This is a genomic window from Rhodococcus sp. HNM0563 (assembly GCF_012726195.1).
GTDB lineage: Bacteria > Actinomycetota > Actinomycetes > Mycobacteriales > Mycobacteriaceae > Rhodococcus.
On the sequence record NZ_JAASAF010000010.1, the window covers coordinates 75775 to 98292 of the forward strand.

The 22518-nt window shown below is 69.5% G+C and carries 1 protein-coding gene; it reads left to right on the forward strand.

The features are described 5' to 3' along the window. Positions 1 to 318 precede the first annotated feature (318 nt). Positions 319 to 22512: a non-ribosomal peptide synthase/polyketide synthase gene (locus HCA61_RS21340; RefSeq protein ID WP_169690200.1), complete on the forward strand. Its 22194-nt coding sequence runs from the start codon at positions 319 to 321 to the stop codon at positions 22510 to 22512. Positions 22513 to 22518: the final 6 nt, after the last annotated feature.

Sequence of the window (22518 nt, forward strand, 5' to 3'; positions counted from 1 at the left end):
CCGCCGCAAATCGGACATTTCGCAATCGAATATCGAACGGTGATCGAATCGCGATGAAAAAGTAATGATTCTCGCGGGCAGATGGTGCGCGGCTGGTATCCGCTTCGATCCGAATTACCGATTGGTATCGCATTCCTTCCCCGACTCCTTTCTGCGGCGCGAAACCGCACCGGGACGCAACGGATGTGGTCTAGCTTGGGGAGTGCTTCCGATCACTCGGAAGCAAATGCACGACCGGAAAAAGTGGGGCAGCTATCGAGCCACCATGACGCGATGTCGGGGCGCGCCGGTTTCGGCCACATCGCTTCTCGGAGGGGAATGTCGTTGCGATCTCATGAGTCGGGGCTGCCCGAAGGCGCCTTCCCGCTGTCGTCCGCTCAACGATCGATCTGGTTCGCGCAGCAACTCGCACCGCACGTGCCGATCTGCATCGCGCAGTACATCGATCTGCGCGGCGACCTCGACATCGACCTACTGTGCCGGGTCTCGTATCTCGTCGGCGGGGAGTTCCAATCCGCCTACCTGCGGATCCTCGAGGTCGACGGCGAGCCGTACCAGGTCGTCGACGAGTCCATCGCCTCCGAGACCATCCCGCAGATCGACCTGCGTGGCGAGTCCGATCCGCTGCGCGCCGCCCGCGACTGGATGGAGACCGACTACGCCCGACCGGTCGACCTGTCCGCCGATCGGCTGGTGCAGATGGCGATCCTGCGGGTCGCCGACGACCGGCACTTCTGGTACACCCGCATCCACCATGTCGCGCTCGACGGCTACGCCGCGATGACCCTGCTCAACCGGGCGGCCGCGTTGTACACCGCGGCGCACGAGCAGCGGGAACCGGATCCTGCGCGCGCCGCGGACCTGCGCACCCTCTACGACTGGGACCGCGACTATCACGGCTCGGCCCGCTATCTCTCCGACCGCGACTACTGGCTCGAACGGGTCGCCGGCCTCGAAGCCGGCTCCACCCTCGCGCACCGCGACGCCCCGACAGCTGCCCGGAGCCTGCTCACCGGCACCGCACTACCCGACGATCTGGTGCGGGCCCTGACCGCGAGCGATGAGACCGCCGGCTCGTCGTCCACCGCGACGGTCATCGCTGCCTTCTCGACCTATCTGGCGCGCATGACAGGCCACGACGACGTGGTGATCAACCTGCCCGTCTCGGCCCGGACCACCGCGGTCGTGCGGCGCAGCGGCGGCATGCTCGTCAACACGGCGCCCGTGCACGTCGGGCTCACCGCCGGCGACACCCGCCACGATCTGGTGCAGCGGGTGCAGTTGGAACTCACCGGGGCGTTGCGGCACCAGCGGTTCAGTATCGAGGACATCCGCAGGGAAAGCGGTGCAGCGGGGGACCCGACCCGCTACGCCGGGCCGATGGTCAACGTCATGCTCTTCCATCAGGAGATCACGCTCGGGGACATCCGCGGGGAATTCCACATCATGACGTCCGGTCCCGTCGAGGACCTGCTGGTCAACATCTATCAGAGCGGGACTCCCGCGAAGACGTTCATCGATTTCCGCGGCAACCCGCACCGCTACGATCCCGACGAACTCGCGGAACACCACGGCGCGTTCGTCGCGTTGCTCGGCGAGTTCCTGCGCGCCCCAGCGGACACCCCGCTCGATCGGATCGACCCGGCCACCGCCGAGATCGGCCGTCGCCGCAGGCACGCAGTGGCGACCGAGGCGTTCTGGCGCCGCACCCTCGCCGGGGCCCCCGAACAGCTCCGGCTGCCGCACAGCACCGTCGACGAGGGCACACCCGTCGAGACCGCGAACACCGGGATGCCCGCCGCACCGATCGGCGTTGTCGACACGGTCCTCGCGGTGCCCCCCGCAGCGGTCGCCGCCGTGCGCGGGGTCGCCGACGGCACGCACCCGTCCGGCCTCGCCGACGCCTGGTACCCCGTGCTGCACGCTGCCACCGCGATCGTCGAGGCCGGCCTGACCGCCGAGGAACACACCGTCGTCGGGTGGCCCGCACACACCGTGGTGCTGCCGCTGTGCGCTCGCGTCGACGGCAGCGAATCGTTCACCGACCTGCTCGCGCGGCTGGTGACGCTCGACGCCGAGGCTGCAGCGCATGCCGATGTCACGGCCGAGGTGCTGGATTCGATCGGCCCCGCCCCGATCCCGCCGGTGGTGCTGACGGTCACCGGCCCCGAGGCAGGCCCCGCGACCGGACCGGCCGCGGACGCCGCGCTGACGCTGCACGTGACGGTGACCGCCGACGAGCTGCACGTGCACGGCACCTACCGGCCGGACCAGATCGACTCGCAGACGGCAACGGACTTCGTGGCGCGGGTCGGCCGTGTTCTGACTGCCGGCTGCGCAGATCCGGCCTGCCCGGTCGGCGACCTGCCCGTGGTCGCGCCCGGCGAACCGGTCGGGTTGCTGCCCGCCCGCGGCCGCCCCGCGATGTCTCCGCAACTGTGGCCCGAACTACTCTCGGCGGTCGCCGCGATCGTCCCCGACAGCCCTGCCCTCGTGTGCGGCGACCGCGCCGTGACCTACGCCGAACTCGATCAGTGGTCCAATCGGCTCGCCCGCATCCTACTCGACGCGGGTGCCGGACCGGACCGGATCATCGCGTTGGGTATCGCACGCTCCATCGAATCGGTGGCTGCGCTGTGGGCAGTCGCGAAGGCCGGTGCGGCGTTCGTACCGATCGACCCGGCGTACCCCACCGACCGCATCGACTACATGCTCACCGATTCCGGTGCCGTACTGGGCCTGACCGTCGGCGCGCACCGGCCGCAGTTGCCCGACCACCTGCCCTGGCTCGAACTCGACGATCCCGCCCTGCGGACCCGGATCGAGCACACCTCGGACGTCCCCGTCACCGACGCCGACCGTCCCTGCGATCTGCATTTCGACCATGCCGCCTACCTGATCTACACCTCCGGCTCCACCGGCCGCCCCAAAGGAGTGCTCGTCCCACACCGCGGCCTGGCGAACCTGTCCGCCACATTGCACACCCGCCTCGCCCCACCGCCGGCCGCCCGGGTCTCGCATTTCTCCTCCCCGAGCTTCGACGCCTCGATCTTCGAATACATGACCGCGTTCGGGGTCGGCGCCACCCTCGTGGTCATCCCCGCCGACGTGTACGGCGGCGACGAACTGACCGATCTGCTCAACCGGGAACGCGTCACCCACATGTTCGCGACCCCCGCGGCATTGGCGTCGCTCGACCCGGCCCGACTGCAGGCCGGGGCGATCACCGTCGCCGGTGAGGCCTGCCCCCCGGAACTCGCCGCACGATGGGCACCGGGCCGACGCATGTTCAACGCCTACGGGCCCACCGAGACCACGATCGTCGTCAACATCACCGAGCCGCTCGTCGCGGGCGAGACCGTCACGCTCGGAGCACCGGTGTGCGGGGTCACCGAGGTCGTCCTCGACACCCGGCTGCATCCGGTGCCGCGCGGGGTCGCGGGCGAGCTGTATGTCGGCGGGCCGGGTGTCACCCGCGGCTATTTCGACCGGCCCGGTCTGACTGCGACCCGCTTCGTCGCCGACCCGTACGGCCCACCCGGATCCCGCACCTACCGCACCGGCGATGTGGTCCGCTGGCATCACCACGGCACCATCGAATACCTCGGCCGCTCCGACTTCCAGGTCAAGATCCGCGGCTTCCGCATCGAACTCGGTGAGATCGACGCCGCCCTGACCGACCACCCCACCGTTGCGTTCGCCGTCACCCTCGGCCGCACCGCACCGTCCGGCGATCCGATGCTCGTCGCCTACCTCCTGCCCGAGACCGGGCACGTCGTCGACACCGACACCGTGGCCGAGCACCTGCGGCGGCGGCTGCCCGCGCACATGGTGCCGGCCGCGCTGGTGGTGCTCGACCACATCCCGCTGACCCCGGTGGGTAAACTCGACCGCCGGGCCCTGCCCGAACCGACGTTCGCCACCGCCGTCGCGACAGGCGACGCACCGGGCTCGCCCACCGAAACCGCGGTGTCGCAGATCCTGACCGACCAACTCGGTCTCGACCGGATCGGGCTCGACGACAGTTTCTTCGACCTCGGCGGCAACTCGTTGATCGCCACCCGTGTGGTCGCGCGCCTGAACGACACATTCGGCACCGACGTGGGGGTGCGCACCCTCTTCGAGGCTCCGACCGTGCGGGCGCTCGCCGCACACCTCGATGCGAGCGGCGTTGCCGCGGAACGCCTCACCCGGGTTCCGCTCACCGCCCGCCCCCGACCCGAGCAGGTACCGGTGTCGGCGGCCCAGCGGCGACTGTGGTTCGTCAACCAGCTCGACCCCACCTCCGCCGCCTACAACATTCCCGTCGCCATCACATTGACCGGCCGATTGGACGTCGCCGCGCTCACCTCCGCGGTGCACGATCTGCTCGAGCGGCACGAGGCACTGCGCACCTTGTTCCCCGCGACCGCCGACGGCCCGGTCCAGCAGATCCTCCCGGCGGCACAGATCGACCTCGACCCGAACCCGACCACCGTCGACGCGACCGACCTCGAGCGATCGGTCGCCGAGGTCGTCACCGCCGGATTCGACGTCACCGTCGATCCACCGGTGCGGCTGCGGCTCCTGCGGGTGCACGACGAACATCATGTGGTCGCGGTGGTCGTGCACCACATCGCCGCGGACGGTGCGTCCCTGGCGCCGCTGGCCCGTGACCTGATGACCGCCTATCTCGCGCGTCGCGACGAGCGGAGCCCGCAGTGGGACGCGTTGCCGGTGCAGTACGCCGATTACACCCTGTGGTTCGACGAGCTCCTCGGCACCGTCGACGACGCCGCGTCCCGCGCCGCGCAGCAACTCGACTTCTGGCGCACCCGGCTCGCGGATGCCCCGGAGATCGGTGCGTTGCCCACCGATCGGCCGCGGCCCCCGACCCAGTCGTTCCGCGGCGCCACCATCGATTTCGACATCGACGCTGACCTGTACCGCAGGATCAGCGCGGTCGCGCACGCGCACGGCGCCACCGAGTTCATGGTGGTGCACGCAGCGGTGAGCCTGCTGATCGCGCGGCTGTCCGGCAGCGACGACGTCCTCATCGGCACGCCGGTCTCGGGTCGCGGGGAGCCCGAACTCGACAATCTGGTGGGCATGTTCGTCAATACCGTCACGCTGCGTACCGCGGTGCCACCGGCGATGCCGTTCGGCACCTATCTGCGGGCGGTCCGCGACGGTGATCTCGAAGCATTCGCGCACGCCGACCTGCCGTTCGATGTGCTCGTCGATCTGCTCGCCGGGCACCGGTCGGCGGCGCATTCACCGCTGTTCCAGGTGATGCTCGCCTTCCAGAACAACGACACCGCCCACCTGGAACTGCCGGACCTGACGGTCGATATCACCGAAATCGACACCGCCACCACCAAATTCGATCTGCATCTGACGGTCACAGAGATCCCGGGCCGCGACGGCGGCATCGACTCGCTGCACGGCGCCCTGTCGTACGCCACCGATCTGTTCGACGCCGAGACCGCCGCCGGATTCATCGACCGCCTCGTGCGGCTGATCACCGCCGCGGTGACCGAGCCCGACCGCGCCGTCGGTGATCTCGACCTGCTGCGCGCCGGTGAACGCAGCCGGGTGCTCGACGACTGGAACGCCACCACCGTGGCGCTGCCCGAGACCACCCTCCTCGATCCGTTCGCCGCGCAGGTCGCTGCCACGCCGGACGCGGTCGCCGTGGTCGCCGGGGAGCACGCTCTGCGCTACGCAGAGTTCGATGCCGTCACCAATCGTCTCGCCCGACTCCTGCTGCGCCGCGGCGCCGGGCCCGGCGCGATCGTCGGCCTGGCCGTGTCCCGGTCGCTCGAACTGCTCGTCGGCATGTATGCGATCGTCAAGGCTGGCGCCGCGTACCTACCGGTCGACCCCGAACACCCCGCCGAACGCACTGGTTACGTGCTCAGCAGTGCCCGCCCGGCGCTGGTCCTGACCGTCACCGCCGACGCCGACTGCCTGGCCGGCTCCGATGTGGAGGTCCTGCATCTCGACACGCTCGACCTGCACGGCGAATCGGATGCGCCGCTGACCGCGACCGACCGCCGCGCCGCGGTCGGTGACGATCTGGCCTACGTCATCTACACCTCCGGGTCCACGGGCCGCCCCAAGGGGGTCGCGGTGACCCACCGCGCCATCGTCAACCGGTTGCGCTGGATGCAGCACACCTATCCGCTGACCGGAGCCGACAGCGTGCTGCAGAAGACCCCCGCGACCTTCGACGTGTCGGTGTGGGAGTTCTTCTGGCCCCTGCACACCGGGGCGCGGCTCGTGCTTGCCGAGCCCGGCGGCCACCGTGACCCCCACTACCTGCTAGATGTCATCGACGCGCACCAGATCACGGTCGCGCATTTCGTGCCGTCCATGCTCGCGGTGTTCACCGCGGCCGCCGAAACCCGGCTGGCGGCAGGCAGTTCCCTGCGTCATCTGTTCGCCTCCGGTGAGGCGCTGCCTCCGGAAACTGCTGCCGCGACCCGCCGCGCCTTCACTCGGACCGGATTGCACAACCTGTACGGACCCACCGAAGCAGCCGTCGATGTCACCGCGTGGACCACCAGCGACGACGACACCGGCACCGTGCCGCTCGGAAGCCCGGTGTGGAACACCCGCGCCTACGTCCTCGATGCTCGGCTGCACCCGGTGCCCGTCGGGGCGGTCGGCGAACTGTATCTCGCCGGGGTGCAACTCGCCCGCGGCTATCTCGGCCGCGGCGCACTGACCGCCGACCGGTTCGTCGCCGACCCGTACGGACAGCCGGGGGAGCGGATGTACCGCACCGGCGATCTCGCCACCCGCCGCTCCGACGGCGCCCTGCTGTACCTGGGACGCACCGACTTCCAGGTCAAGATCCGGGGCCTGCGTATCGAACTCGGCGAGATCGAACACGCCCTGCGCAGCACACCCGGCGTCGCGCAGGCCGCAGTGCTCGTCCATCACCTCGCCGACGATGTGCTCACCGGATACGTGGTGCCGCACCCCGACCGCAGCGTCGACACCGTCGCGGTCACCGACGCACTCGCCCGGCAACTCCCCGAATACATGGTCCCCGCCACGCTGATCGTGCTCGATCGGTTCCCGGTGGGCGTCAACGGCAAACTCGACCGCGATGCGCTCCCCGCGCCCGACCTGACCGCACCCGACCGCCCGTACAGCCCGCCGCGCACCCCCGTCGAGCAGCTCGTCGCGGACACCTTCGCCGAACTGCTCGACGTACCCCGGGTGGGGTTGCACGACAGCTTCCTCGACCTCGGCGGCGGCTCCCTGCTCGCGATGCGGCTCGCCGCGCGGCTGTCCGTCGCACTCGGTGTCGACCTCGGCATCCGCGACCTGTTCGACAATCCGACCGTCGCGGGGGTGCTCGACCATGTGCACCGCGCCTCCGCCCCCACGGCCGCCGCCGCACGTCCGTCGCTGACCGCCGGGCCACGCCCGGATCCGCTGCCGCTGTCCCCGGCGCAACAACGGATGTGGTTCATCAACCAGTTCGACACGACCTCCCCGGCCTACAACATCGCCGTCGCGCTGCGTCTGACCGGACACCTCGAGCTGGACGTCCTGCGGGCCGCGGTCGCCGATGTCGTCACCCGCCACGAATCGCTGCGTACCCGTTACCCGTTCGTCGACGCTGCTCCCGTACAGGTGATCGTCCCGGCCGTGGCGGCGTCGCTCCCGGATTTCACCGTCACCACGATCGACGCCGACACCGTGGACGCGCACATCGAGAAGATCGCGGCGACCGGATTCGACGTCGCCGCCGAAATCCCCGCCCGTATCCGGTTGCTCGCGCTCTCCGGGAGCGAGCATGTGCTCGTGATGGTGCTGCATCACATCACCGGTGACGGGTTCTCCCTCGGCCCGCTGGCCCGCGATGTCATCACCGCGTACACCGCGCGTACGGCCGGACATGATCCCGGTTGGGCGCCGCTGCCGGTCCAGTACGCCGACTACACGCTGTGGCAGCGGGCCGTGCTCGGCGACGAGGCCGACCCGGAGTCGCTCGCCGCGCGCCAGCTGCGGTTCTGGCGTGAGCAGCTCGACGGGGTCCCGGAACTGCTCGAACTGCCGCTCGATCGCGCCCGCCCGGTGCAGCAGAGCCGCCGTGGTGGTCGGGTGCCGTTCACCCTCGATGCCGCGACCCACCGCCGGTTGGTGGCGTTGGCGCGCAGGCACGACACGTCGGTGTTCATGGTGGTGCACGCGGCGCTGGCGGTGCTGCTCGCGCGGTTGTCGTCGACCTCCGACATCGCGATCGGCACCCCGGTCGCGGGTCGTGGGCACCGTCACCTCGACGAGTTGATCGGCATGTTCGTCAACACCGTCGTGTTGCGCACCAGGGTCGACGACGCCGAACCGTTCGCGGCGTTGCTGCAGCGGGTCCGCGACGGCGATCTCGCGGCGTTCGATCACGCGGACATTCCGTTCGAGCGTCTCGTGGAGGTTCTCGATCCGCCCCGGTCGACGGCATATTCACCGCTGTTCCAGGTGATGCTCGAGTTCCAGGACACCGAACGTCCCGAGGTGGTGCTGCCCGATCTGACCGTCGCAGTTCTCGATCTCGCGGCGCCGTTGTCGCTGTTCGATCTGCAGTTGTCGGTCGCTGAAACCGTCGACGACCAGGGTCCTGCCGGGATCTCGGCGTATTTCACCTACGCCACGGATCTGTTCGACATCGACACCGTGCGTTCCTTCGCCGACCGGTTCGTTCGCATCATCGATGCCGTCAGCGCCGAACCTGCCGCGGTGTCCGATTCGAGTGCGGCTGCGGCGGGGGCGCGGATTCCGGTCGGGGACATCGGCATCGTCAGCGAGGCCGAACTGGCCACCCTCGCTCCGGCCCGTGGCCGTCCTCCGGTCTCGCCGCAGCAGTGGCCGGAGATGCTGACCGGCATCGCCGCGATCGTGCCCGAGTCGGTGGCGTTGTCGTTCCGGGGCCGTCAGGTGACGTATCGGGAACTCGACGAGTGGTCCACCCGCGTCGCCCGCCTGCTGATCGACACCGGTGTGGGCCCGGAGAGTGTTGTTGCACTGGGTATTTCGCGTTCCATCGAGTCGGTGGCGGCGGTGTGGGCGGTCGCCAAGACCGGCGCGGCGTTCGTGCCCGTCGACCCCACCTACCCACCCGAACGCATCACCTACATGCTCACCGACTGTGCTGCCGCCCTCGGGTTGACCACCACCGAGCACCACGACCGGCTCCCGGGCACCGTGCCGTGGCTCGTCCTCGACGACCCGGCCGTGCACGAGCGTCTCGCCGCGGCGTCCACCGACCCGATCACCGACACCGACCGCACCACACCACTGCGGTTCGACCATCCCGCCTACCTGATCTACACCTCCGGCTCCACCGGCCGCCCCAAAGGCGTCGTCGTCACCCACCGCGGCCTGACCAACCTCAATGCCGAGGTCCGTGAACACTTCACGATCACCCACCAGGCCCGCGTCTCGCACCTGGCGTCCCCGAGCTTCGACGCCTCGATCTTCGAGTACACCAAGGCGTTCTGCGCAGGCGCCACCTTGGTGATCGTGCCGCCCGATGTGTACGGCGGCGACGAACTCGCCCGGCTGCTCCGCGACGAACAGGTCACCCACGCTTTCATCACCCCCACCGCCCTGGCCTCGCTCGACCCGCACGACCTCGAGACCCTGCGCGTCCTCGTCGTCGCCGGTGAGGCCTGCCCACCGGAACTCGTCGCCCGCTGGGCACCCGGCCGGCAGATGTTCAACGGCTACGGCCCGTCCGAAGCCACCATCGAAACCAGCGTCAGCCCCGCCCTGCATCCCGACGAGGTCGTCACCGTCGGCGGCCCCGCCGTCGGTTTCCACCAGGTCGTCCTCGACGACCGGCTACGGCCCGTGCCCGTCGGGGTCGCCGGCGAACTGTACATCGCCGGCCCCGGTGTGGCCCGCGGCTACCACCGGCGCCCCGACCTGACCGCAGCCCGCTTCCTCGCCGACCCCTACGGGCGCAGTGGGGAACGGATGTACCGCACCGGCGACGTGGTGCGCTGGCGCGCCGACCACACCGTCGAATACCTCGGGCGCTCCGACTTCCAGGTCAAGGTCCGCGGCTTCCGCATCGAACTCGGCGAGATCGACGCCGCGCTCACCACCCACGACCACGTCGCGTTCGCGCACACCACCGGCCACACCGCACCCTCCGGCGACACCGTCCTGATCGCCTACGTACTCCCCGACACCGGCACCGACATCGACCCCGCCGCGGTCCGCGCGCACGTCGCCGCACGCCTGCCCGCCCACATGGTGCCCGCGACCGTGGTGGTCCTCGACGAGATCCCCCTGACCCCCGTCGGGAAGCTCGACCACCGGGCACTGCCCGTCCCGGATCTGTCCGCCACCGGCGGTCACTACCACCCGCCGGCCACCGACCTCGAACGCGTTCTCGCCGGTATCCTCGCCGACGTCCTCGGCCACGAGCGGGTATCGGTGGACGACAACTTCTTCGACATCGGCGGCAACTCGCTGATCGCCACCCGCGTCGTCGCCCGCGTGAACACCGCGCTGGGCACCGACGCCGGGGTGCGAGTCCTCTTCGAGGCCCCCACCGTGCGCGCCCTCGCCGCGCGGGTCCTCGACGATCACGGCGGGCACGGACACACCCCGCTGGTACCGGCGGTGCGACCCGAACGGCTGCCGCTCGCCCCCGCCCAGCAGCGGATGTGGTTCGTCAACCAATTCGACACCACCTCCGCCGCCTACAACATTCCCCTCGCGATCCGCCTCACCGGCCGCCTCGACCGGGCCGCCCTCGCCGCCGCCGTAACGGATCTGCTGGGTCGGCACGAAACATTGCGCACCTGGTATCCCGGCGACGAGAACGGGCCTCGGCAACTGATCGCGACCACCGAGAAAGTTCTGATCGCGCTGCGCCCGGAGCCCACCCCGGAGGCCGACCTCCCCGGCCGGATCGCAGAGTTGATCGGCGCCGGTTTCGATGTGGCCGCCGCGGTACCGGTCCGTGCCGCCCTGCTCGCAGTGTCCGACACCGAGCACATCCTGGTCGTGGTGGTGCACCACATCGCCGCGGACGGTGCATCGATGGCGCCGCTGGCCCGCGACCTGATGGCCGCCTATCTCGCCCGCAGCCAGGACACCACCCCGGAACTGTCGCCCCTGGCCGTGCAGTACGTCGATTACGCCCTGTGGCAACAGGAACTGCTCGGCGACCCCTCCGACCCCGACTCGATCGCCGCGACCCAACTCGACTACTGGCGCACCACCCTGGCCGATCTGCCGGAGGTACTGCCGCTACCCACCGATCGGCCCCGGCCACCGCAGCAGTCGTTCCGCGGCGCCGTGCACCACTTCGAGGTCGACCGGGCCGTGCACGACGCACTGACCGATCTCGCCGCTGCCCACAACGCAACAGTGTTCATGACCGTCCACGCCGCGCTGGCGGTACTGCTCGCACGGCTGTCGGGAACCGACGACATCGCGATCGGCAGCCCCGTCGCAGGTCGTGGACATCGCGCTCTCGACGACCTGGTCGGGATGTTCGTCAACACCGTGGTACTGCGCACCCCCATCACCGGGGGACTGTCGTTCAGCGATCACCTGCATCGCACTCGCGAGATCGACCTGGCGGCGTTCGGGCACACCGAACTGCCCTTCGAGAAACTGGTCGACGCGCTCGACCCGACCCGCCACACAGATCATTCCCCGCTGTTCCAGGTGGTACTCGAGTTCGGCAACGTCGAGCGCGCTCATCTCGAACTACCGGAGCTCACCGTCGAGGCGCTCGACGCCGATCTGAATGTCGCGAAATTCGATCTCCAACTCAACGTGCAGGAGGTCCCCGGCGGCGGTCTGCGCTGCGCGCTGACCTACGCCACCGATCTGTTCGACACCGCAACCGCCGAGGCCATCGCCGACCGGTTCGGGCGGGTGCTCACCGCCGTCACGACCGATCCGGACCTTGCCGTCGGTGACCTCGATCTGCTCACCGAACCGGAACACGACGCGCTCACCGCGGCGCGCCGCGCCAGGGAAACCGCGACGAGCCGCGCAACAGGGACCGCGGCGAACGACGACACGTTGCTCGATCTGTTCCACCGCGGCGCCGCTGTGAACCCCGACGCGGTCGCCGTGACCGCCGACGACGGGAACCTGACCTATCGGCAACTCGAAGACCGTGTCCACCGCCTCGCGCGGCTGCTGCTCGACCACGGCGCGGGCGCGGACACCCTCGTCGCGGTCGCGTTGCCGCGCACCTGCGAACTCGTCGTCGCGTTGCTCGCGATCCTCGACGCCGGCGCCGGGTACCTCCCGATCGACGTGGCGTACCCGCCGGAGCGTCTCGCATTCATGTTCGCCGACGCCCGTCCGGTGTGTGTACTCACCACCGTCGAGCACGCCGCGTTCATGCCCGAGACCGCCCCGGAGACGCTGTTGCTCGACGAGCAGGCAGTCCTCGACCGGCTCTCGGCGCTTCCTACCGCGGCCCTGACCAGCGCAGAGCGGGATGCGGTCCATCCGGATCAGACGGCGTACGTGATCTACACGTCCGGCTCGACCGGCCGCCCCAAGGGCGTCGTGGTGCCGCACCGCACCGTGGTGACCCTGATGACCGACACTCACCCCCAGTTCGGTTTCGACCAACACGACGTGTGGACCCTGTTCCACTCCTATGCCTTCGACTTCTCGGTGTGGGAACTGTGGGGTGCGCTCGCGCACGGCGGTCGTCTCGTCGTCGTCGACTACCACACCGCCCGCACCCCCGACGAGTTCCTCGCATTGGTGCGGCGCGAACAGGTCACCGTCCTGAACCAGACACCGACCGCGTTCCAGCAGTTCGTCGAGGCCGACCGGGTGGCCGGGGGTCCGCCGCTGCCGTTGCGCTGGATCATCTTCGGTGGTGAAGCCCTCGACCTGGCGCAGCTCGACCGCTGGTACCGCAGGCACGACGACACCTCGCCCACATTGGTGAACATGTACGGCATCACCGAAACCACCGTGCACGTCACCGCGTTGCCGTTGGGTCGCGCGGTGGCCGCGGACGCGAACGGCAACCTCATCGGTGCACCACTGCCGTCGCTGCAGTTGCACATCCTGGACACCCGGCTGCATCCCGTGCCCGCCGGCACCACCGGCGAACTGTATGTGTCCGGGGGACAATTGACTCGCGGCTATCTGCATCGTCCCGATCTGACCGCCACCCGTTTCGTCGCGGACCCGCACGGTGGTTCGGGTGAGCGGCTCTATCGCACCGGAGACCTGGCCCGGCGCACCCCCGGCGGCGACATCGAATATGTCGGACGCAGCGACTTCCAGGTCCAGATGCGTGGTTTCCGCATCGAACTCGGCGAAGTCGAAGCCGCGCTGTTGCGTACGGCCGGTGTCGCCCGCGCTGTCGTGGTCGTGCACCACGACGAGCGCACCGCCACCGACCGCCTCGTCGGGTATCTCGTGCCGGAAACCGGGGTGGATCTCGAGGTCGACACCGTACTGGCGCAAGCTGCCACCGATCTCGCCGCCTACATGGTGCCTGCCGCCCTCGTGGTGCTCGATACCCTGCCGGTGGGGGCCACAGGCAAGCTCGATCGTCGGGCATTGCCCGCCCCGGATTTCGCGGCACGGTCCGCCGTGACCCGCGCCCCGGTCGGGGACCGCGAGGTGCGGCTCGTCGAATTGTTCGCGCAGGTGCTGGGTCTCGACACAGTCGGGGTCGACGATTCGTTCTTCTCCTTGGGTGGCGACTCGATCATGTCAATCCAGCTGGTGTCGCGCGCCAAGGCCGCCGGGTTGGAGCTGTCGCCGCGGGAGGTGTTCGAGCACAAGACCCCCGCGGCGCTCGCCGCCGTCGCAGCGGTCGCGGTCGCGCCGACCGTGTTGTCGGAACTGCCCGGCGGCGGTGTCGGTCAGGTGCCGCTACCCCCGATCGTGCACTGGATGCTCGAGCGGGGTGGCAGCTACGACCGGTACACGCAGGCGGTGCTGCTGCGGTTGCCGACCGGCCTGACCAGATCTGTGCTCACCACATTGATCCAGACGCTGCTCGATCGGCACGATATGCTCCGCGGTCGCCTGTCTCCGAGTGCCGGGTCGCCGCGCGGTGTCGCGCTGCACGTCGACCCACCCGGCGCGGTGCGCGCCGAGACCGTGATCCATCGGGTACCGGTGACCAGTGCCGCGGACACCGCAGAGTTCTTCGCCCTCGCGTCGCACGAACTCGACGCGGCTGCCGACCGGCTCGATCCGTCGGCCGGGGTGCTGATGCAGGCGGTGTGGTTCGATTCGGCCACGGGCGCCGGCCGGTTACTGCTGGTGATTCACCATCTCGCGGTCGACGGGGTGTCGTGGCGCATCTTGGTGCCCGACCTCGCGGCGGCGTGGGCGGCCGGCCTCGATCCGGACTCGCCTGCGGCGGCACTGCCACCGGTCGCGGGGACATCGGTGCGGCGGTGGGCGCAGGCCCTTGCCGACTCGGCGCATGATCCCCGGCGTCGCTCCGAACTGGAGTTCTGGCGCCGCACCGTCGATGTCGTCGAACCTCCGGTGGGGGATCGGCCGTTCGATCCGGCGGTGGACGTCAACGACACCGTCTCGACGGTGGAATCGGTGCTACCCACCTCGGTGACCGAGGCGCTGCTCACGACGGTGCCCGAGCGGTTCCACGGTTCGGTCGAGCACGGGTTGCTCGCCGCTTTCGCGCTTGCGGTCACGGCGTGGCGCCGCGACCGCGGGCAACACCGCGACGAGGTGCTCCTCAATGTGGAAGGGCACGGCAGGGAGACGTCCGCCGCGGACGGCGCCGATCTCGGTGGCACCGTGGGCTGGTTCACCACCATCCACCCATTGCGGCTGGACCTGGCGGGACTCGACCTCGATGAGGCATTTGCCGGGGGGGCCGCTGCAGGGCGTGCCATCAAGACCGTCAAGGAACACCTCGCCGCGGTGCCGGATCACGGTGTCGGCTTCGGTCTGTTGCGGTATCTCGCCGCGGACACCGCCGCCGAGTTGGCGACGCTGGCCACTCCGCAACTGAGTTTCAACTATCTCGGCCGCCCCACCGTCGGCACCGACACCGCCGCCGATGTGCCGTGGTTGCCGATTGGGGAGTTCGGGCGTGGTGGCACGCAGAGCCCCGACATGCCGGCCGCCGCCGTGATCGATCTCAATGCGGTGACGGTCGACGGACCCGACGGACCGGTGCTGCGCACGTTCTGGTCCTTCCCGGAAGGGCTGCTCGACGACACCGAGGTCACCGCCCTCGCCGCGCGGTTCACCGCCGCTGCGACGGCGCTGGCACGGCATGCGCGTAGCCCTCACGCCGGAGGTCTGACGCCGTCGGACCTGCCGCTGGTGCGGCTCGACCAGCCGACCCTCGAACAGCTCGAGGATCGATACGGTCCGCTCGAGACGGTGTGGCCGACGGCACCACTGCAGACCGGGTTGCTGTTCCACGCCTTGCTGGCGGGGGACAGCCCGGACGCGTATGTCGTCCAGCTCGTGCTCGAGGTCACCGGCCGACTCGATGCGGCGCGGCTGCGGCGCGCGTTCCAATTGTTGCTGGTGCGGCATCCGAATCTGCGGGTGGCGTTCACCGATGACGGCGCGGACGGATACGTGCAGGTCGTGCCGACGCACACCGACGTGCCGTTCACGGTGGCCGATACCAGCGACGACCCGGATCCGGAGGCTGCCGCCATCCGGTTGCTCGAGCTGGACCGCACCACCCGATTCGACACCGCCGACGCGCCGCTGCTCCGGGTCACGGTCGTGCACATCGGACCGGACCGGCACCGTGTCGCGTTGACCAACCATCATCTGCTGTTCGACGGCTGGTCCACTCCGGTTCTGATCCGGGAACTGCTCGTGCTGTATGCCACCGACGGTGATACCGCGCTGCTCGAGCGGCCCCAGAGTTTCGGCACGTATCTGGCGTGGCTTGCCGACCGGGACCAGGATGTGTCGGTGCAGGCCTACCGTCGTGCGCTGGCGGGGGTCGATGAGCCGACGCTGCTCGCTCCGCAGCACCGTACTGCCGCGGGCAGCGGTGTCTCGGCAGACCTTGATGTCGAGGTGGGTGCGGATCTGTCGGCCCGGATCGACGCGGTCGCTGCCGCGCGTGGGGTCACCGTCAACACGGTGGTGCAGGTCGCGTGGGGGTTGGTGCTCGGTGCTCTCACCGGTCGCAGCGATGTGGTGTTCGGGGCGACGGTCTCCGGGCGTCCGCCGCAGGTGGCGGGGATCGAGACGATGGTGGGGTTGTTCATCAACACGGTCCCCGTCCGTGTCACCGTGCACCCCGGCGATACGGTGGCGACGCTCATCGACCGGGTGCAGGCCGAACAGGCGGCGCTGCTCGATCATCATCATGTGGATCTGAACACCCTCGATCGGCATGTCGGTGCCGCGGTCGGGTTCGACACGTTGACCGTGTTCGAGTCCTATCCGGTCGATGCGGCCGGGATGAGCGCCGACACCGATATCGCTGGTATGCGTGTCACCGGGATCACCGGCCTCGACTCTGCGCACTACCCGCTGAGTATCGTTGCGCACACCGACACCGCCATGCATCTGCGGATGAAGTATCTGCCCGAGGTGTTCGATCGCGGTGAGGTGGCGGTCGTCGCCGACCGCATCGTGGCGGCGTTGACCACGTTGGCGGGGGACCCTGGCGCGCGGCTCGCGCAGCGTATGGTGCTCACCGCCGCCGAGCGGGAGGTGTTGACCCCGGTGCGTGGCCCGGCCGGGGGGTCGACGCTGACGTTGCCGGAGTTGTTCGCTGCCACCGCGGCCGCGCATCCCGATGCGATTGCGGTGACCGACGGTGTTGTCGCGGTGACCTACCGGGATCTCGACGATCGCTCGAATCTTTTGGCGCGCAGTCTGATCGATGTTGGTGCTGGGCCGGATACGGCCGTTGCGCTGGGTATCGCCCGCTCTGTCGAGTCGGTGCTCGCGATCTGGGCGATCGCCAAGACGGGGGCGGCGTTCGTGCCGGTCGACCCCCGTTACCCGGCCGAGCGCGTCGCGTTCATGCTCGCCGATTGCGGTGCGACCGTCGGGGTCACGACGGCGGCGCATCGCGGTGGGTTGCCGGACACGGTGCAGTGGTTCGATCTGGACAGCTTCGATCTGGACAGTTTCGATCTGGACAGCCCCGAGACCGGGACCGGCGCGCCGATCACCGACACCGCCCGGACGAGACCGTTGCATCTCGACCACGCCGCCTACCTGATCTACACCTCCGGCTCCACCGGCCGCCCCAAAGGTGTGGTCACCACGCACCGCAGCCTGCACAATTTCGCACTCGACCAGCGGGAGCGTTTCGGCGCGGGACCGGGCTCGAACGTCATGCACTTCTCGTCCCCGAGCTTCGACGCGTCGATCTTCGAGTACCTGCTGGCCTTCGGATCCGGTGCCACGCTCGTGGTGGTTCCGCCGGAGTTGTACGGGGGCTCCGAACTCGGGCGGTTCCTCGCCGAGCATGCTGTCACCCACGGTTTCATCACTCCCGCCGCGCTTGCGTCACTCGATCCGGCCGATTTGACCGCGTTCGTCGACCTCGCCGTCGGCGGCGAAGCCTGGCCGGCGGACCTGCTCGCCGCCTGGTCGCCGGGTCGCCGCCTCGTCGATGCCTATGGGCCCACCGAAACCACGATCATGGCCGCGATCAGCGACCCACTGCACCGCGACAGCGCGCTGACCCTCGGACCGCCCCTGCGCGGGGTGCACGCCGTGATCCTCGACGACCTGCTGCGTCCCGTCCCGGTCGGTGTGTCCGGTGAGTTGTATCTCGCAGGCACCGGTCTGGCGCGTGGCTATCATGCTCGCCCGGATCTGACGGCAGACCGGTTCGTCGCCGATCCGTACGGGCAGGCGGGGGAGCGGATGTACCGCACCGGTGATGTGGTGCGGTGGGTCGGGGATCCTGCCGGCCGGATCGAGATCGAATACGTAGGCCGCGCCGACTTCCAGGTCAAGATCCGCGGGTTCCGCGTCGAACTCGGCGAGATCGACGCCGCCCTGGCCACCCATCCCGATGTCGGGTTCGCCGTGACCGTCGCGCATACCGCCCCGTCGGGGGAGACGGTGCTGGTCGCCCACTGCCACCCGACCACCCCCGGAACACTGGACCGCCAAGTCATCAAAAATCATGTTGCACAACATCTTCCCGCGCACATGGTGCCCGCATTCATCACCGTGCTCGACGAGATCCCGTTGACGCCTGTCGGGAAACTCGACCGCAACGCCCTCCCCACACCGGACCTGACCCGCACCGGCGCCGCCCACCAGGCACCCGCCGACGGACTCGAAACCGTCCTGGCCGAACACCTGCGCGAACTGCTCGGACTCGACACCCTTTCGGCCACCGACAGTTTCTTCGACATCGGCGGCAACTCGCTCATCGCAACACGCGCCGTCACCCGCATCGGGGAGCATCTCGGCCGCGACATCCCCGTACGCGCCCTGTTCGAACACCCCACCGTGCAGGATCTTGCGGCACACCTGCACTCCGTCGACAGCACCGCCGACCACCCCCGGCCGCGCACCGGCCCCACCGCCGCGCCCCGCCCCACCCGTATCCCGCTGTCCCCGGCCCAGCAGCGTCTCTGGTTCGTCAACCAGTTCGACACCGCCTCCGCCGCGTACAACATCCCCCTCGCCATCCGGCTCAGCGGACATCTGTCCCGCGCCGCGCTCGGTACCGCCCTACACGACGTGGTGGCCCGGCACGAAGCACTGCGCACCGTGTACCCCGCCACCGCGGACGGACCACACCAGCGCATCCTCGCCGCCGACGACGTGCCACTGACGCTCGACGTGGTACCTGCCGACGCCGACACAGTGCAGGCCGCGGTCACCGAGTTCGCCTCGGCCGGCTTCGATGTCACCGTCGATGTGCCACTGCGCGCGCGGGTGTTCGCGCTCGGACGCGACGAGCACATCGCGGTGCTCGTGGTACACCACATCGCCGCCGACGGCTCGTCGCTGGCACCCCTGGCCCGCGACCTGATGCTCGCCTACCAGGGCCGCACCCGTGGTGACGTGCCCGCCTGGACGCCGCTGCCCGTCCAATACGCCGACTACGCCCTGTGGCAACACGACCGGCTCGGCGACCCGGCCGACCCCGACTCCCTCGCCGAAACCCAGACCCGGTTCTGGCGCGAGACCCTCGCCGCACTACCGGAGGTGCTGCCGCTCCCCACCGACAGGCCCCGGCCGCCGCAACAGTCGTTCCGCGGCGATGTGGTCCGCTTCTCCATCGACGCGGCGCTGCATCAGCGGCTCACCCAGCTCGCCGCGGCACACGGCACCACCGTGTTCATGGCAATGCACGCCGCCCTCGCCGTACTGCTCGCACGTCTGTCGAACACCGACGACATCGCCGTCGGCAGCCCCATCGCCGGACGTGGACACCGCGACCTCGACGACGTCGTCGGCATGTTCGTCAACACCGTGGTGCTGCGCACCCCGGTGCCTGCGTCAGCGACATTCACCGAACTGCTCGCGGACGTCACCGACCGCGACCTTGCTGCCTTCGCGCACACCGACATTCCGTTCGAGACCGTGGTCGAGACCGCCGACCCGATCCGCTCGACCGCGCATTCGCCGCTGTTCCAGGTGTCCCTCGAATTCCAGAACACCGGACGCGCGGCGCTCGAGTTACCGCATCTGACAGTGCAGGGCATGACCCTCGACCCGACCGTGTGCAACTTCGATCTCGAATTGCTGGTCGCCGACGCCGGTGGGGCACTCGAGACCGGCGTCACCGAGGGCGGTCTCGACGCCGCGTTCGTGTACGCCACCGACCTGTTCGACGCCGGCACTGTCTCCGAGTTCGCGGCACGGCTGACCCGGCTGCTCGACGCGGTCACCGCCGATCCGCAGGTCCCGGTCGGCGACATCGACCTGCTCACCGCGCGCGAACACGACACTCTGGTGCCCGCGTGGGGTCCTGCCGGTATCGGCGCCCGAGTATGGCCGGATCTGCTCGACGAGGCCGTCGCCATCGATCCCACCGCGGTCGCAGTGGTCGACGGCGACCGCACCATCTCCTACCGCGAACTCGACCGGGCCTCGACCGCGCTGGCACGGCTGCTCCTCGACCGCGGTGCCGGACCCGACACCGTGGTGGCGCTCGCGTTGCCCCGGTCGATCGATTCGGTGGCCGCGGTGTGGGCGACCACCCGCAGCGGCGCGATGTTCGTGCCCGTCGACCCCACCTATCCGCCCGAACGAATCGAGTTCATGCTCACCGACAGCGCCGCAACTGTCGGGGTCACCGACAGCGCGCACCGCGACACGCTCCCGGACACCGTGGACTGGCTCGTACTCGACTCCGACGAGATTCGCGCGGATCTGACCGGCCGCGACACCACCGCGATCACCGACGAGGATCGCCCGGTGCCGTTGCGCCCCGACCACGGCGCCTACCTGATTTACACCTCGGGGTCCACCGGCCGACCCAAGGGCGTGACGGTCACCCACCGCGGTCTCGCCGACCTCGCCGCCGAGGAACACGACCATCTGCTCGTCGAACCCGGCAGCCGCGTCTCCCACTTGGCGTCCCCGAGTTTCGACGCGTCGATCTTCGAGATGATGATGGCGCTGTCCGCGGGAGCGAGCCTGGTGATCGTGCCTCCCGGCGTGTACGGCGGCGATGACCTCGCCGCGGCGCTGCGCGCCCACCGCGTCGACCACGCCTTCATCACCCCGACCGCCCTCGCCTCCCTCGATCCGGCGCAGGTCCCCGATCTGCAGGTGCTGCTCGTCGCCGGTGAAGCGTGCCCACCGGAACTCGTCGACCGCTGGGCCGACGGACACCGCATGATCGACGCCTACGGCCCCACCGAAGCGACCATCATGACCTCGCTGACCGCGCCGCTGCGTGCAGGGAACCCGGTGACCATCGGCAGCCCGTCGCGCGGATTCCGTTCGCTGGTGCTCGACGCGCGGCTGCGCCCCGTGCCAGTGGGTGTGGCCGGTGAACTGTACGTGGCCGGGCCGGGTCTGGCGCGTGGTTATCACGGCAGGCCGGAGTTGACGGCGTCCCGGTTCGTTGCCGATCCGTTCGGTCGGGTCGGGGAGCGGATGTATCGCACCGGTGATGTGGTGCGGTGGGTCGGTGTTCCGGAGGGTCGGCTCGAACTCGAGTATGTGGGACGGTCGGATTTCCAGGTCAAGATCCGTGGGTTCCGGGTCGAACTCGGCGAGATCGACACTGCGCTCACCGGCCACGACCAGGTGGTGTTCGCGCATACCCTCGGCCACACGGCACCATCGGGGGAGACGGTGCTCGTCTCGTACGTGCGTGCGGCGGAGGGCACCGCGCCCGACCCGGCGGTGTTGCGTCGGCATGTAGCCGCACACCTGCCCGGACACATGGTGCCGACGGTGATCCTCGTCCTCGACACGATCCCGCTGACGCCCGCCGGGAAACTGGATCGCCGCGCGCTGCCTGCGCCCGACTTCACAGCCCGGGCTGCGGCGGGCCGGGCCCCCGACACCGACCTCGAACGCCTCGTCGCGGAGGTGTTCGCCACCCATCTGGGTCTGACGGCGGTCGCCGCCGACGACAACTTCTTCGAACTCGGCGGCACGTCGCTGCTCGCGACCCGTGTCGTCCCGGATCTGTCGCAGCGTCTGAATCGGCGGATCGGGTTGCCCGCGTTGTTCACTCATCCGACGGTGGCCGACCTGGCCCAGCATCTCGGCGGTGACACCGACAGCGGCACCGTCGACGACGCGCTGCGGGTCCTGGTGCCGCTGCGGGAAGGGAACACACCGGCGTTGTTCTGCGTGCACCCAGCCGCGGGCCTGGCCTGGGGATACGCCGGCCTGACCCAGCATCTCGACGGGGAACGCGCCGTATACGGGTTGCAGTTGCCCACCTTGAGCGGTTCCGGCACCGTCGACAGCGTCCGCTCGTTGGCCGTGCGCTACGCCGAGGAGATCCGCCAGGTCCAGCCGCACGGCCCGTACCACTTGCTGGGGTGGTCGCTCGGCGGGATCGTCGCGCACGCCGTCGCTGTCGAACTGCAACGCGACGGGGAGGTGGTCGACACCCTTGCGTTGCTGGATGCGCATCTCAACGCGCCGGGCGGAGCGGCGCCCGGGGTCAAGGACATGCTCCGCGACCTCGGGGTATCCGTCAACGGCGGCCCCGAACTCGGTTACGAGGACGCGCTCGCGCTTGTCGAAGAGTCCTTCGGGGAACTGTCGGGCCTGACCGCACAGCACCTCGAACGGTTGCACACCGGATCGGTGGCCGCGGCCCGTGCAGCGCGCCGGCATTCGCCGGTGACCTTCCACGGCGATGTGCTGTTCTTCACCGCCACCCGCTCGGCAGGATCGGTGCCCGCTGTCGCGGCGTGGCACGACATCGTCGACGGCGAGATCCACCAGTTCCGCATCGATTGCGAGCATCACGAGATGGTGGCGCCGCCGGCCGCGCAGGACATCGCCGCAGTGCTCACCGCGCGGTTCGAGGACAGTGATGCGAGTCTTCGTCGGGGTCAGGACCGTTGGGGGATCGGTACGGGACTGACACGTTGAGTGCGA

Coding starts and splice junctions, on each gene's coding strand:
- HCA61_RS21340 (WP_169690200.1), top strand. CDS start 319: ATGTCGTTGCGATCTCATGAGTCGGGGCTGCCCGAAGGCGCCTTCCCG.